The sequence below is a fragment of the Nitrosomonas sp. HPC101 genome, from assembly GCF_009833125.1.
Lineage (GTDB): Bacteria > Pseudomonadota > Gammaproteobacteria > Burkholderiales > Nitrosomonadaceae > Nitrosomonas.
Map to the genome: position 1 here is coordinate 80,267 of NZ_QRCC01000014.1, position 14,341 is coordinate 94,607.

The 14,341-nt window shown below is 60.6% G+C and carries 11 protein-coding genes; 3 read left to right on the top strand and 8 right to left on the bottom strand.

The window, feature by feature from the left end:
- Nucleotides 1-24: 24 nt before the first annotated feature.
- The 5 genes from ABO04_RS10285 to ABO04_RS10305 form a co-directional block, all read right to left on the bottom strand.
- On the bottom strand, nucleotides 25-3,087 hold the full coding sequence (locus tag ABO04_RS10285) for a type I restriction endonuclease subunit R (protein ID WP_160810579.1): 3,063 nt from the start codon (nucleotides 3,085-3,087) through the stop codon (nucleotides 25-27).
- Nucleotides 3,074-4,411 carry a restriction endonuclease subunit S gene (locus tag ABO04_RS10290; protein WP_205012784.1) on the bottom strand — a complete coding sequence of 446 codons (1,338 nt, stop codon included), beginning with the start codon at nucleotides 4,409-4,411 and terminating at the stop codon, nucleotides 3,074-3,076. Before ABO04_RS10290 ends, ABO04_RS10285 begins: the two co-directional genes overlap by 14 nt.
- Nucleotides 4,412-4,488: 77 nt before the next feature.
- Nucleotides 4,489-6,873, bottom strand: a complete 2,385-nt coding sequence (locus ABO04_RS10295) for a class I SAM-dependent DNA methyltransferase (protein WP_160810581.1) — start codon at nucleotides 6,871-6,873, stop codon at nucleotides 4,489-4,491.
- Nucleotides 6,873-8,633, bottom strand: a complete 1,761-nt coding sequence (locus ABO04_RS10300; RefSeq protein ID WP_160810582.1) for a DUF262 domain-containing protein — start codon at nucleotides 8,631-8,633, stop codon at nucleotides 6,873-6,875. The genes ABO04_RS10295 and ABO04_RS10300 overlap by 1 nt, the downstream gene beginning before the upstream one ends.
- 15 nt (nucleotides 8,634-8,648) lie before the next feature.
- Nucleotides 8,649-9,551: a WYL domain-containing protein gene (locus ABO04_RS10305; protein WP_345853406.1), complete on the bottom strand. Its 903-nt coding sequence runs from the start codon at nucleotides 9,549-9,551 to the stop codon at nucleotides 8,649-8,651.
- A gap of 134 nt (nucleotides 9,552-9,685) precedes the next feature.
- On the opposite strand from ABO04_RS10305, the gene ABO04_RS10310 reads away from it, so the two are divergent.
- Nucleotides 9,686-10,426 carry a hypothetical protein gene (locus tag ABO04_RS10310; protein WP_160810583.1) on the top strand — a complete coding sequence of 247 codons (741 nt, stop codon included), beginning with the start codon at nucleotides 9,686-9,688 and terminating at the stop codon, nucleotides 10,424-10,426.
- A 132-nt stretch (nucleotides 10,427-10,558) separates the two neighbouring features.
- Here the strand turns inward: ABO04_RS10310 and ABO04_RS10315 are convergent, their stop codons facing one another.
- Nucleotides 10,559-11,575, bottom strand: coding sequence for a zinc-dependent alcohol dehydrogenase family protein (locus ABO04_RS10315; protein WP_160810671.1), 1,017 nt, complete (start codon nucleotides 11,573-11,575; stop codon nucleotides 10,559-10,561).
- Nucleotides 11,576-11,715: 140 nt separating this feature from the next.
- Between ABO04_RS10315 and ABO04_RS10320 the strand changes: the two genes are divergently transcribed.
- Nucleotides 11,716-12,612: a LysR family transcriptional regulator gene (locus ABO04_RS10320; RefSeq protein ID WP_160810584.1), complete on the top strand. Its 897-nt coding sequence runs from the start codon at nucleotides 11,716-11,718 to the stop codon at nucleotides 12,610-12,612.
- A 68-nt stretch (nucleotides 12,613-12,680) separates the two neighbouring features.
- Nucleotides 12,681-13,013 carry a hypothetical protein gene (locus ABO04_RS11815; protein ID WP_164504338.1) on the top strand — a complete coding sequence of 111 codons (333 nt, stop codon included), beginning with the start codon at nucleotides 12,681-12,683 and terminating at the stop codon, nucleotides 13,011-13,013.
- Between the two features lie 43 nt (nucleotides 13,014-13,056).
- Here the strand turns inward: ABO04_RS11815 and ABO04_RS10330 are convergent, their stop codons facing one another.
- Nucleotides 13,057-13,257 carry a hypothetical protein gene (locus ABO04_RS10330; protein WP_205012786.1) on the bottom strand — a complete coding sequence of 67 codons (201 nt, stop codon included), beginning with the start codon at nucleotides 13,255-13,257 and terminating at the stop codon, nucleotides 13,057-13,059.
- Nucleotides 13,258-13,301: 44 nt separating this feature from the next.
- Nucleotides 13,302-14,312, bottom strand: a complete 1,011-nt coding sequence (locus ABO04_RS10335; RefSeq protein WP_160810585.1) for a zinc-binding alcohol dehydrogenase family protein — start codon at nucleotides 14,310-14,312, stop codon at nucleotides 13,302-13,304.
- Between the last annotated feature and the right edge of the window lie 29 nt (nucleotides 14,313-14,341).

Below are 14,341 nucleotides of genomic sequence, written 5' to 3' on the forward strand. Positions count from 1 at the left end.
CCCATCCTTCTAACGCCCCGGTCCTCACGCCGACGCCCCAGCTTGCGGCGGTGCCTTCGGCGGCACCGTGCCCTGCTGATAGGTCGCATCAAACACCGTGTCCGTCAGCCAGCGCTTGAAGTTAGGGTTGTCGCTGAACTGCTTGAACAGTTCAGTGTGGTCGGACAGCAGCTCCAGCACCACGCGGTTGAGTGCCTTGTCGTGCTCCAACTTGGCGTTTTGCTTGTCAGAGTTCGCCTGCGCGTTCTGGTACGCCTTGTCCTGCGCCACCCGCGCCGGGATCTCCTCGGCTATGACCTTGCGGATCTTGTCCTCGTCCTTCCACTCGATGTTGCCGAACAGGTCGTTGAAGGTCTTGATGATCGCGGAGAGTTTGTCGATGTCTGCCTCGCCCTTGCCACCACCGCCCCCCGGCGGCACTGGATCGACCGTGGCGTCGGCGTCGGCCATAGCCATCTTCAACGCCGCCTTGGCCTCCACCCGGTAGCTGTCCATGTCGATGGTCTCCAGGACACCCTTGGAGAGGTCTTCCTCCTTGGGCGCGGGCAGCTTCGGGATGAGGAAGTTCAGGAAGATCGACAGCTTCTCCCACGTCGGGTGGCCGTAGCTCAGGATCGCGGCAAGAAAGCCGTAGCTGCGCACAAAGGCCTTCGCCTTCCCCTTGAACTTGACCTGATCGTCCTCGCCGAGCTTGTCGGTGTATTCGACCACGCAAGCATCGAGGATGGGGTCGAGTTTGTCCCGGTCTGCGCCGCTCAAGTACAGCGCCACCAAGTCTTCCACCTGTTGCCAGCTGTACACCTGCTGCCCGTCGAGTTCGGCCTTCAGGTCGTGCAGTTTGTTGGCGTCGGTTTCGCCGGTCTGGATGGTCGCGCGGTAGTAGTCCTGGAACGCCGCCTTCACCGCCTCGGCGTTGTCGGCGAAGTCGAGCACAAAGGTGTCGTGCTTCTGCGGATGCGCGCGGTTCAGGCGTGACAGGGTCTGCACTGCCAGCACGCCCGCCAACGGCTTGTCCACGTACATCGTGTGCAGCAAGGGCTCATCGAAGCCGGTGACGAACTTGTTGGCGACGATCAGGAAGCGATACGGGTCTTGCTTGAGGTTGGCCGGAATGTCCTTGCTCGGAAACCCGTTCAGATCGGCCTCGGTCTTCTTCTGACCACCGATCTCGAAGTCGCCCGAGTACGCCACGATGGCCTTGTACGGGCTCTTGATCTGCGTGAGGTAGTCCGACACCTCGCGCCAGTAGTCGATGGCGCGCGCGATGCCGTTGCACACGATCATCGCCCGCGCCTTGCCGCCGATCTTCTGCTTGCCCGCCACCTGTGCGATGAAGTGATCGACCATGATCTCGGCCTTGCGGCGGATGGCCTTGTCGTGCGATTCGACGTAGTGGCGGATTTTCTTCAGCGCCTTCACCTTGTCGAATTCCGGGTCGTCCGCCACCGTCTTGGCCACTTGGTAGAAGCTGTCGTAGGTGGTGTAGTTCTCCACGACGTCGAGGATGAACTTCTCCTGGATCGCCTGCTTGGTGGTGTAGGTCAGTTCTTCGGGCGAGCGGAACTGCACCTTGTCGCCTACGAGGGTTTTCTCGCCGAACAACTCCAGCGTCTTGTTCTTGGGCGTGGCAGTGAAGGCGAAGTAGCTGGCGTTGACCAGCAGCTTGCGCGAGGCGATGCGTTTCTCGATTTCCGCGTTGACCGCATCCTGCGTGCTGTCCTCCTCGAATTCCTCTTCCGCAACCTTGCCGCCGAGGGCTTCGTGCATCCGCGCCGTGGTCTTGCCGCCCTGGCTGGAATGCGCCTCGTCGATCAACAGCGCAAACTTTCGGTCGCTCAAGTCACCCAGCTCATCGAGGATGAACGGGAATTTCTGCACCGTGGTGACGATGATCTTCTTGCCCCGGCGCAGGTACTCGCGCAGCTCCTGCGCGTTGTCGGAGTGGCCGAAGATCGCCGCCACGTGGTCGTACCCCTTGATGGTGCGGGCAATCTGCGTGTCCAGCGCGCGCCGGTCGGTGATGACGATGATGGAATCGAACTGCGCCGTCATCGGATCATCCTTGCGGCGCAGCTCCACCAACTGGTGCGCCAGCCAAGCGATGGTGTTGCTCTTGCCGCTGCCTGCCGAATGCTGGATCAGATAGCGCTTGCCCACCCCATCGGTATGGGCGCGGCGCAGCAGGGCGCGCACCGTGCGCAACTGATGGAAGCGCGGGAAGATCTGCTTACGCTTCTTGCCGCTGGCGTCTGCTTCTTCCTCCTCCACCACCTGCGCATAACTCTCGATGATGTTGGCCAGCGACTCGCGGGTCAGCACCTGCTTCCACAGGTAGTCGGTCTTCAGGCCATCCGGGTTGGGCGGGTTGCCTGCGCCGCTGTTCCAGCCCTGGTTGAATGGCAGGAACCACGATGCCTTGCCCTTCAGCTCGGTGCAGAACGCAGCCTCCGCGTCATCGACCGCGACGTGCGCAACGCAACGACCCAACTGGAACAGCAGCTCCTGCGGGCTGCGCGTGGTTTGGTACTGGACGATGGCGTCGGCCAGGGTCTGCTTGGTCAGCGAGTTCTTCAACTCGAAGGTCAGCACCGGCAGGCCATTGATGAAAATGGCCAAGTCCAGCTCGTTGCCGGAATCATTGCAGTAGCGCACCTGCCGGGTGACGCTAAAGATGTTCTTGCCGAAGGCGTCCGCTGCCGTAGCGTTGCCGGGCGTGGGCAGCAGCTTGTAGAGATCGACGTGTACCGGCCCGTGGCTCACGCCCTTGCGCAACACGTCCACCACACCGCGCTTGGTGATCTCTCCCTGCAGGCGGTGCAGAAACTGGGTGCGTTTGATGCCGTCCACCGCCAGCTTCAGTGTCTCCACCGCCTTGGGCTGGGTGGCCTGCAAGAAGGCCAACAACTGAGCCACATCCAGCGCCACGTCGCTGTTGTAGTCGGTAGGCTTGCCCTGCACGTAGCCGTTGTGGGTGGCGGCAAAGTCCGTGGGAGCCAGCGCATGGCTGTACTCGGGCTGGGGCACACCGGTCAAGCCGCGTACCACGCGCGCCTCAAACCAGCGCTCGCTGGTGTCAGTCTTCGCCATCGCCATCCTCCTCTTCGGTCACATCCTCTTGGTCATCGACCAGCGCGGCCAGCGCCACGTCGTCCACCACGTCGTCCGGGCCGGGCTGCCAGCCGCGTACATCCACTTGGCCCGTGACCACATCGGCAATCAGGCGGTCGCGGTATTCGCGGATCAGCTTGATTTCCTCTTCCGTGCGGGCGATAGCGTCGTCCAGCGGTTGGCACTCAGTGGTGATCCAGCGGCAGATGGATTGCTGTTCTTCGACCGGCGGCAACCCAACTACCGCGTTTTTCACGTCGTGCTTGCCAAGTGCAAAGCGTGTGACGCCGGTGGCGAGAACGTGGAACTGTTGCGCCGTGCGCGCCGAGCCGATGGCGCGAAACAGGAACTCGCCCAACACCCGATTCGATACTGGGCGCAGCAGGCCGAGGTGATATGCGCAAACCACGCCGGGCAAATCCTCCGGCACCCAGGCGGGTACCCCGATGTCGTCCGGCGTTTCGGAATCCTTGGTCAGAATGACATCACCCGCTTTTAGCGTCAGGCGGGCGATCTCCGCCGCCGTAGCTGTGGCGCGCATCAAGTCCATATCGTCGGTGATACGGTCATTCTTGTAGACGTCGGTGTAGTTGCACAGGCGCACCGGCGTTTCATCGTCGTGCGAGTGCTTGTCCACGCCGCTGAAGCGCACGTCCGCGATGTGCTTAATGAGGGCCACTTCCCAATGCTCCGGCACTTCGCCCAGCCAATCGATACCCGACGGCTTCAGCGCCACCGATGTATCGAGGCCGCGTGTGACGGCGTGATCGATGATGCGCAGCTTCTGCTCGGTGAGCAGCTTGATCAGGTCCCGCTTGGTCTTGATGAAGCGGGCAATGTGCGCGTCCTGCGCTCGTAGGTAGGCGACGATCTGGTCTTGCTCGGGGCGCGGGGGCACGAGCGAGGGCATCTGCTTAAAGGACTCCCAATACAGCCGGTTGCGATCCGCCACGATGCCGCGCGAGAACTTGTTGACCTCCTGCATGTACGCCGCCGTGCGGAACAGGTAGCTGTAGTAGCTGCTGTTGGCCTCGTCGTAGGGTTTCACCACGACATAGGCCGGGCTGACCAGCCCGTCAACTGGCGCGGGGCCGACCGCGCCTTGCCACATCCGCATCATGTTGTAGGCAATGTCGCCCTTGGCCGCGCGTTTGTACTTCTCCTTCTGGCTCATAACCTGCTTGCGCTTCAGGTTTTCCATGTCACGCACGCGCACGCCGGTGCGCAGCGACACTTCCAGAATGGGCAGATCGGGAAAGCCTGTTTCGACGCGATGGCCGAAGAGGCGACCATTACGAAGCACCTGCCAGTCCTCCGGAAGCCGAGGAACCCAGGGCAATCCAGATGGGCGATAAGTCGGGTACGCGCTCGCCGTCGCCATCACGCGCCCCCCACGATCCGATGCAGCAAACCTTCGCTCTGCTGCTCCAGCGCGAGGATGTCCGCGCGGATTTCTGCCAGCGTGCGCAGCGGCGCGGGCTTGTAGAAATAGCGGGCAAACGAAATCTCGTAGCCGATCTGGGTCTTGTCCGTGGCGATCCAGGCGTCCGGCGCGTGCGGCAATACTTCGCGGGCAAAGAAGGCGTCGATGCCGCCCGGTTCCTTCAATGGCACCTGCTCGGTGTCGCGCAGCTCGCTGTCGGGCTCGTACTCGACCATGAAGCGATCCTTGCCCACGGTCTCCAAGTACGCACCATCGAAGCCGGGCTCGAAATGCTCGCCCGCCTTGAGCTTGCTGCGCTTGGCAATGACCGGTGGTGCGGTTTCGTCGCGCCAGCTCACCGCCTTGTAGATGGCCTTTTTCTCCGGCGCGCCGAGCTTGTCGCCCTGCACCTTGAGGGCAGCATCGAAGCGGGTGCGGAACTCATTGTGGTCGTCGAACACGGCGCTGCCCAATGCCTGCTGCGCCCGCTTCGCCACCTCCATCAGCCCCTTGTCACGCTGCCAAGTCGAAGCATCGAGCAGCTTCTTGCGGCGCTTGGCGGGCACGGCCTTGCGGGTGGTGGTGGCTTCGCCGTCATCACTGCTGTCGCTGTCTTCGCTGTCGTCGTCTTCGTTCTCGTCCTCGCCCTTCAGCCACGCCTCGATGGCTGGCTTGCGCTTGGCGAACTCGCTGTAGAGCGCCTCACCGTGGGTGGCGTAGATCTCGGCGCGCAGCGCCTCGTCGCCGGTGGCAAACCGCAGGGGCTCGATGCGTTCGTCTGAGAGCTGGCTTTTCAGGCGCAGCGGGCGCTCGACGGTGATCTTCCAGTAGCCGAAGTTTTGGGTGTCGAACCATTTGGACTGGGCAGTTTCCTGCGCCTCGCCCAGATACAGGTCGAGGATTCGCTGGATGTCTCCATTCGAGAGTTCGCAGTTCTTCTTGCCGAGGTTGCGGCGCAGCGGCTGGAACCACTGCGATGCGTCGATCAACTGCACCTTGCCACGCCGTGCTTCGGCCTTCTTGTTGGCCAGCACCCAGATGTAGGTGGCGATGCCGGTGTTGTAGAAGATGTTGAGCGGCAGGGCGATGATGGCTTCGAGCCAGTCGTTCTCCAGCACCCAGCGGCGAATGTTGCTCTCGCCCTGGCCTGCGTCGCCGGTGAAGAGTGCCGAGCCGTTATGCACCAGCGCGATGCGGCTGCCCAGCGGCGTGTTGTGCTTCATCTTTTGCAGCTTGTTCACCTGGAACATGAGCTGCCCGTCGCTGGAGCGGGTGAGGAGCTTGAACTCGTTGTTGCCCGCGTGGCTGACAATGAAACGCGGGTCGTTGAATTCCTTCTTGCCGCCCATGCGCTCCAGATCGGTCTTCCAACTCTTGCCGTAGGGCGGGTTGGAGATCATGAAGTCGAATTCGCGGCTGCGGAACTGGTCGGCGGACAGGGTGGATTTGTCCGCACCACCGACGATGTTCTCGGCTTCCGCTCCTTCGCCCTTCAAGAGCAGGTCGGCCTTGCAGATAGCGTAGGTTTCGTCGCTGATCTCCTGCCCGAACAGGTGGATCGACACTTCCTTGTCGTGCTGCTCGGCCAGTTCGTGTAGCGCCTCCTCGGCCACGGTGAGCATGCCGCCGGTGCCGCAGGAGCCGTCGTATAGCGAATAGGTGCTGGACTCGATCCGGTCGGCCACCGGAAGGAACAGCAGCTTGGCCATGAGCTGCACCACGTCGCGCGGAGTGAAGTGCTCGCCCGCCTCTTCGTTGTTGTCTTCGTTGAAGCGGCGGATCAGCTCCTCGAATACCGTGCCCATGCCGTGGTTGTCCAGCGCGGGCAGCTTGATGCGGCCGTCAGCATCCTTGACAGGAAGCGGCGCGAGATTGACCTCGGGGTCGAGGAAATCGTCGATCAGGTAGCCGAGGACGTGGGAATCCACCAGCTTCTGAATCTGGTTGCGGAAATTGAACTTGATGAGGATTTCCTGCACGTTGGGCGAGAAGCCGTCCAGGTACGCAATGAAGTCATCGCGCAGGCGCTGCCCCGCCGCGCTGGCCTTCAGCTTGGCCAGGGTGAATTCCGAGACGTTGTAGAAGGCCTGGCCTGCCGCCATGCGCAGCGCGCCGTCCTGCTCGGCCACCTTGTGGGTGTCGAGGAACTTCTTGCGCTCCAGCACCGCGCCCTTGGTGGCTTCCAGTACGGCGTCGAGCCGCCGTAGCACGGTGAAAGGCAGGATCACGTCGCGGTACTTGCCGCGCACGTAGACGTCGCGCAGGCGGTCGTCGGCAATGTTCCAGATGAAGTCGGAAATCCACTTGATCTGGCTTTGGTCTTGGTGTTTTACGGGTTTCATCAAACCTGCCCTTGCGTAGCTGTTGTTGTGTCGGGCGCTTTGCTGACCGATTCGGTTGGCGACACTTCAAGAGCCCAGTGCTTCTTGAGCACGCCGACAAGGCGCTCTTGGCGATCAATCAGCATCGCCGGTGTCCACGTGTTTTCCGAGCGGACTTCCTGCGTCAAGATGAAGGGTGACGCGGTGCCCTTGCCCTTGAAGTACACGTTCTTCTTGGTGGCGAAGTCGTAGTTGCTGGCGGCCGGATTCTTGCGAACGTGCAGTGGCACCAGATTGGCCAGCCGATGTGTCCAGGCGTCACGCTCGTTTTCGTCCGGGAACCACTTGATCCAGTCCGAGGCGGCAGACGGCGTCTGCGGCAGGACATGCTCCAGCGACAGGTGGTCGAACGCCTGCTTCTTGCTGCCGTCGCTGACCAGGGCTTCGAGACGAAGCATCAACGCCATGCGTGCTTTGGGCAGCTTGCGGTAGATGTCGCCATCGAGCGCGGCGAGAAACTCACGCTTCTGCGCGTCCGTCAGGGCCAGCGTGGTGAGCGCTGCCAAATCCCCTTTGAAGGTCTCCGGTTCGATTTCCTTCGTGAGCGCAGCGTAGGTTTCGATGCGCTCGTTGATGCCCACTTTGGTGACCAGCAGGGAATAGGTCAGGCGCTCCAGTGCCTGGAAAAATTCGGCAAGTCGCTTGGGTTGCTGCCGGAAGCGCTTGAAATACACCAGTGCCGAGGGCACCCAGTCCTTGAAGTCCACGCGGTTGAGCCAGGACAGGTGTTCGTTGATTATCTCGGCGTGTTCGGTGGCCTCGAAGTCGGCGTCGCGCACGAAGTCCCACACTTCGGCGTAGGGCTTGATGACCTTGTCGACGAGGTCGATGGGAGCCTTGTACTCGGTGACGTGCTCCTGGAATTCCTTGACCAGCGTGGCCCGCTGCTTCTGTTTGGCGTAGATGGTTCGAATGTGGCCGAACAGATCGCCAAAGGCGTCGCGGCCCAATGCGCTTTCGATGCGGCTCCACTCCTTGGCGTAGGCGCGGCTCTTGACGTCGCCTGCCGTGGTGCGGATCAGGCCCAGCACCTGTGCCTTGATGATGTCGATAGGCGCGAGGTCGAGCCCCCGGTTGTTGAGCACGGAGAAGATGCGGTACGCGGCTTCGAGATCGGGCGTGGAGATGACGACCAGCGAGCAGTCGTTGGCGAGGAACTGCCACAGCGCGATCAGGTCGGCGGGCGGCAGCGCCTTGGCCTTGGCAAGCAGCAGCGTGGCGTTTTCGCGGTAGCGCAGGCGGCTGTCCTCCAGCTTGTCGGTACTGGTGACCAACTGCGCGATGCCACCCGGCTCCTGAATGTTGGCGCGGAAGTAGTCGGCATCCTCCTCGCGGGCGGTCAGACGGTATTCGTTTTTCTCGCCGAGGCTGACCTTGCCCTTCTTGTAAAGGAAATCGGTGATGTCGTCGGCGGCGTGCGGCATGGCCTCGCGCAGCACCGCGAACAGCATCGTCAGCGTGGACAGGCGCTGCTGGCCGTCGACCACCGACGATTTCGGCTCCCGGTCGTTCTTGATCAGAACGATGCTGCCGAGGAAGTATTGACTGGTCGCGCCGGAGACACGGGCGTCCTGCATCGCCGAGATCAGATCGTCGAACAATTCACCCGCCTGCTCGGTCGTCCAAGCGTAGGGGCGCTGGTAGTCCGGAATCTCGAACTGGTAGCTGCCCTCGAAAATCTCGCGGATCAGCTTGTCGTGGGCTTCAAGTGTCTTGGCCATTGCGTTTGTTCTTTCCTATCGTTTCTTGGGGCTGCTCGGGGCTTGATAGCCCGGAGCCAGCTTGGCGTTCTCAACGCCGTACAGGGCCAGCGGATCGCTGAGCCATAGGCGGTACTGTTCTTCCTTGAGCCGATGGTCGGGCGAGCAGTCCACGCTCCAGCGCAGCAGCATGTAGCCCGCGACGGCGGCGCGAACGCGCATCCGGATCGAGCCGTCGGTCATCCCGTAGTCCATCTTGATGATCTCGGGCCGGGCCAGACGTGGGTGCGGCACGAAGTCCAACTCGACGATGCGCGTCCACTGGATGTCGTTGTCTGGACGCTCGTTGGCCTGAGGCTCCTCATCGAGCAGGGTCGGCGCTTCGATACGGGTGACCACGAAGTCCCGAAACTCTCTGCTCTTGCGATCAAAGGCCCGGACGTGCCAGCGCAGGCCGGTGTCCACCAAGGCGAAGGGCACGATGACCCGTTCGGACTCGCCGCTGCTCATCGAGTGGTAGCGGATGGCGACGGGCCGCTTGGCGTGGATCGCGCGGCAGACCGGGGCCAGCACATCCATCTTCGGGTTGCTCAGGGCGGTGGGCGACTCGCACGTCAGCAGCGGCTGCGTTGCGCCGTTCACGCCATCGCCGAAGCCCAAGGCCAGTGCCGATAGCACGCGTTGGGCGGCGTGGTCGAACAGCGGGGAGAACACCTGCCCGATGCGGTAGATCTTGTTGCTGCCGTCGAAGGTGATGTTCTGCGGCGCGATTTCCCGGTACAGCGCCAAGTCGCGCGTCGCCCCCGCCGGTGCCACGCCAAAGCGGTCGATCAGATCGGGGCGACCGATCTCACCGAAGAAGTAGAGCCGGAAGTCGATGTAGGCCAGCCGCTCGCGCTGGGCGTGGCTCAGATTTTCGACGTGCTGGGGTAGTGTCACCGGCGGCTCCTCATCCAAGACGGACGACCGAAAGACTGCGTTTGGTTTTATGTGTGTTCATTGCTAGGCTGCTTATATCATCAAACTGATGATATCATGCGTCATGAGCTTCAGATTCGCAAGGGGGCGACAACATGAGCGATGAGGATCGATCTGTGGACAGCGGCGAAGAGAAGCCGAAGACGTTAAATCTGGACGCGTTACTACCAGCAAAGACACCAATTGCGACTTCGGTTGGGACGCTTTTTGTACGCTACCCCCACACTAGCGACTGGAAATATCTGGATCTGAATGACCCCATCGAATTAGCGCGCGTTTCCGTCCAACGACTTTGTAGCCGAGTAGAAGACAAACGAGACAGCAGCTCCCTTCTTGATGACGATCTGAATAGGCTGACGGATACTGACTATCAAGCACTCGTACCAGCAATTGCGAAGCAAGGCGGGTGGCGAAATTTGCCTGATGGATCTGGGCTCGCAGAGCTTGGCGCTGTCATTAAGAAAGAGAAGCAGCTAATGACTGAGCGTCACGAGAAAATGCTCGGAGACATGCGAAAGTCTATCGAATCCAGCTATTCTTTTTTAGGAAAGGGAACGCTCCAAAAGCTGCAGGAGCAAATGGCAGGCATTGCGGATATTCGCAGAACCTTGGCAGGCACAGACTCAATCCAAGCCGCACTGCGTGCAGCAATGTTGCCGGAGGAGTCGTGGCGAAAGTCCCTGGCCGACATCGATACGGTAGGCAAAGTAACGCGCGGCCTGAATACCGAAACTGCAGCGGCGCAGATCGAGTCTTCCAGGGCTTATGACGTCCCAAAAATCTTGATGCCTCCTCGGTTCGAAGAAACCCCCATGCCCAGCGGCTTAAAAAGCTAGAAATGGTGTCCACTTAAATCAGGTGGACACCATCGCCTTTGGCGTCGGGGCCAGGAAGGTGTGTTGGCCGGACGGATACACAGAATCGGCCAAAAGCGGTCATCAGGGCTGGCTTGAATCGGGGCCGAAGGATTACGCTCTCAGCCCCATAATTGCTGGTCGGACAGTTACCACGATCTTGCCGATCTGCTGATTGGCTTCAAGGAAACGATGGGCATCCTGGATGTCGCTAAGTGCGAATGTCTTTGCGATGATCGGGCGCAACGCACCGGACTTCAACCCTTGCAGAATAAAAGCCTTCGCTCTCTCCAGGGCTTCAGGGTCGGCCACAATCTCTGCGTAGAGATAACCCTTCAAAGTCAGGCTTTTGCCCAGCACGGTAAACAGTGGGAATGGTGTCGGTTCAGAGCTGAGTGCGCCGTACACCAGCAAAATTCCGCCCCGCGCCATGCTCTGCGTGAGAGGTTCAAAGGACGGCCCGCCTACAGGATCGAATACAACGCGAGCGCCTTGACCGGCAGTTATCGTCATAACACGCTCGACGATATCCTCTTCATCGCTGACGATGACATGCGCAGCGCCTGCATCAAGCAGGGCCTGCTTCTTCGCGTGAGTTCGAGTGATCGCAATCGATGTGGCGCCGACCATACGAGCCATTTGGAAGGCGGCCAAGCCAACACTGCTTGACGCGGCGGTAACGATGACAAAATCGCCCTGCCGTAGCTTCGCCTGTTCAATCAATGCCCCCCAGGCGGTGACGTACTGCATCCAAGACGCCGCAGCCTCTTCAAAGGACAAGTTCTCAGGGCTCTTTACCACCAGGTGGGCCGGTACATTGGCCAACTCGCCGTAGGTGCCCCAGCGAGCAATATCCAGAGGTGGGATCAGAGCGACCGAGTCACCAACCGTGATCTCGGTTACGTCGCTCCCGACTGCCGTTACGATGCCTGCGGCCTCGTAGCCTAAGCGGCTGGGGAACTCCGCTTCTTGCAGGTATGCGTGATTGCGAAACATCACTTCGGCTCGGTTCAAGCCAATAGCTTTAACACTAATTTGCACCTCGTTTGCTGCTGGTGCCGATACTTCCAGATCTTCCAGCTTCAGAACGCTGGCGTCACCGTATTCATGAATTCTGACAATGCGTGCCATCATAAATACCTCGTTTATCAATGGGCCTCGACGTACATCCGGAAGGTATCCGGGCACTCGAAAGGTGACACAAATTTAGTCATTGCTTGGCGCTAGATAAAGGCCTATGATGGCGCATTACTAGAAACAGAGTGTTTATAATGGATCGCCTGACCCAGATGGCCACGTTCGCCAAAGCAGTTGAGCTGGGCTCATTCAGCGCCGCTGCGGACGACCTGAATCTGTCCCCTCAATTGGTAGGGAAACAGGTGAAAATGCTCGAACAACATCTGGGTGTTTCCCTGCTGCACCGGACTACGCGCAGGCAAAGCCTCACCGACTTCGGCAGGGCGTTCTACCCGCGAGCAAAACTGATCCTTGCAGACATGCAGTCTGCCGAGAACCTGGCCGCCCTCACTCGGGGCACACCAAGCGGCCGCCTTCGCATCAACGCGCCGGTCACGTTCGGAGTTCGCACGCTTTCGCCACGCCTGCTGGAATACATGGTTCGGTATCCTCAGGTGTCTGTTGACCTAACGTTATCGAACGAGCTGGTCGATATCGTTGATGATGGTTACGACGTGGTATTTCGCATCGGCGAGCTGGTGAGCAGTGGGTTGAAGGCAGTGCCACTGGAGCCCTATCAGATGGTTTTATGCGCTGCGCCGTCCTATCTTGCACGTCGCCCTCCCATCATCAATCCGTGGGATCTACAGCAGCAGGAGTGTCTGGGGTTTACCTATTCTGATGGCCGCTCACACTGGAGCTTCGACAGCCCGGAGGGGCGTATAGATGTTCCTATTACAAGCAAATTAACGATCAATCAAGGTGATCCACTGCTGGCAGCGGCTGTAGCTGGCCTAGGTGTGGTTCTACAGCCGATAGAGTTGGTTAGCGATGCACTGCGCGATGGGACACTGGTGCGTCTGTTGCCGCAGTACCCGGTGCCGAATACCGCAATGCACATCCTCTATGCCCCTGACCGAAGAATGACTCCAAAGCTGCGCAGCTTCTTGGAGTTTGCGCGTGAGGCTTTTGGGCAGCGAGGCCCTCTCTAACGCACGAAAATCAATGTCTGCGCTATCCGGTAATCGAAAAGGACGACGTTTACCGTGGCTCACCGGATATGACCAAGCACCCCTTGCTGAGGAAGTACCTGCTGGAGCACTTCGCGGCGGAAGTCGAAGAACTGAAGGATGCCGTGTTCGTTGGCCTGGGGCCGCAGGTCCAGAGCGTGCTGGACCGCCTGATCCAGGAGCGGGTTCTGAATCCCGACCGGGTGATTGGCGGCATGCTGCCCCCCCTCCGGAAACTGCACCTACCGGATCAACTACCTCATCGGCGACAGAGGCGCGCTGGTCCCGCACGCCACCAGCCCTGTGCCTTACGACCAGGTCCGGCGAGCATTTCGGGAGCGGTTCGTCACCGCCTGATCGAACGTCGGATGAGTGGATGCTGACGCGGGTGCCTGAAATCCAGTAAATACGGGGCTTTCAGCGTTGTCACGATCCGATACGTCCGGTCTCGCTGACGGTTACGCCGGTAGGCATCGCGTCATGGAAGGCAAATACCTCGTTAATCACACCAATCGGCCGAGCCGACGGAGCGCTTGCCGGCAGCGGCTGGAGTTGCGCGGCGAAGGTGACTGGACTGGCTAGCGCCAAGGCCAACAGAGTGTGGCGGAACCGCTTTTCGATGCGCATGTTGGGTCTCCTGCCCGCGTGGCGGGCGCTAATGCATGGATAAATCAGAAGCCTTCCAAGACGATCTTGCCCATGGCCTTGCCGCTTTCGATCAGTGCATGGGCACGCCGCAGGTTGGCCGCCTCGATGCGCCCGAAATGCTCCCCTACAGTCGTCTTCAGCACACCAGCGTCGATCAGCTCCGCCACGCGGTTGAGCAACTGGTGCTGCTTAATCATGTCGTCCGTCCCGTACAGCGAGCGGGTGAACATCAGCTCCCAGTGCAGCGCCAGCGACTTGCGTTTGAGTGGTACTACATCGAGCACAGCCGGATCGTCGATCAGTGCCAGATGACCCTGGGGCCGCAACACCTCAATCAGTTGAGGAAGGTAGCTGTCGGTGTGGGTGAGGCTGATCACATAATCCACCACCTCGATACCGATGTGCTTCAGCTGCTCGGCCAGCGGTCGGCTGTGGTCGATCACATGATGCGCACCCAGGGCGCTGACCCATTCCCGGGTTTCCGGGCGAGACGCAGTACCGATCACCTTCAGGCCGGTCAACTGGCGGGCCAGTTGCGTCAGGATCGAACCCACACCGCCCCCGGCACCCAGGATCAGCAGACTCTGCCCTGCTCCACCGTGCTCGCCGATGCCCAGGCGGTCGAACAGCAGTTCCCAGGCGGTAATCGACGTCAATGGCAAAGCCGCCGCACTGGCATCGTCCAGGCTACGCGGCTTGCGCCCGACGATGCGTTCGTCGACCAGATGCAACTCGCTGTAGCTGCCAGGACGGTCGATGGCGCCGGCATAAAACACTTCATCGCCGGGCTGGAACAGCGTTACGTCGGAACCCACGGCGCGCACTACACCGACCGTGTCCCAGCCGAGCACTTTGGGCTGGGGGGTGGCGCCCTTGCCGGAACGCACCTTGGTATCGACTGGATTCACCGCGATGGCCCTGACCTGCACCAGCAGGTCATGCGGGCCAGGGGTAGGTTCTGGAAGCTCGCTGTCGAACAATGCACGAGGGTCGTCGATTGGCAGGCCGTATTCGGTGAAGACGATAGCTTTCATGTGGGGCAATCCTTGAAGGTCAGGAACAA

Bases quoted from the DNA above. Each gene is read 5' to 3' on its own strand.
- ABO04_RS10310 (WP_160810583.1), top strand. From the start codon at position 9,686: ATGAGCGATGAGGATCGATCTGTGGACAGCGGCGAAGAGAAGCCGAAG.
- ABO04_RS10300 (WP_160810582.1), bottom strand. From the start codon at position 8,633: ATGGCCAAGACACTTGAAGCCCACGACAAGCTGATCCGCGAGATTTTC.
- ABO04_RS11815 (WP_164504338.1), top strand. From the start codon at position 12,681: ATGACCAAGCACCCCTTGCTGAGGAAGTACCTGCTGGAGCACTTCGCG.
- ABO04_RS10320 (WP_160810584.1), top strand. From the start codon at position 11,716: ATGGATCGCCTGACCCAGATGGCCACGTTCGCCAAAGCAGTTGAGCTG.
- ABO04_RS10335 (WP_160810585.1), bottom strand. From the start codon at position 14,312: ATGAAAGCTATCGTCTTCACCGAATACGGCCTGCCAATCGACGACCCT.
- ABO04_RS10285 (WP_160810579.1), bottom strand. From the start codon at position 3,087: ATGGCGAAGACTGACACCAGCGAGCGCTGGTTTGAGGCGCGCGTGGTA.
- ABO04_RS10330 (WP_205012786.1), bottom strand. From the start codon at position 13,257: ATGCGCATCGAAAAGCGGTTCCGCCACACTCTGTTGGCCTTGGCGCTA.
- ABO04_RS10295 (WP_160810581.1), bottom strand. From the start codon at position 6,873: ATGAAACCCGTAAAACACCAAGACCAAAGCCAGATCAAGTGGATTTCC.
- ABO04_RS10315 (WP_160810671.1), bottom strand. From the start codon at position 11,575: ATGGCACGCATTGTCAGAATTCATGAATACGGTGACGCCAGCGTTCTG.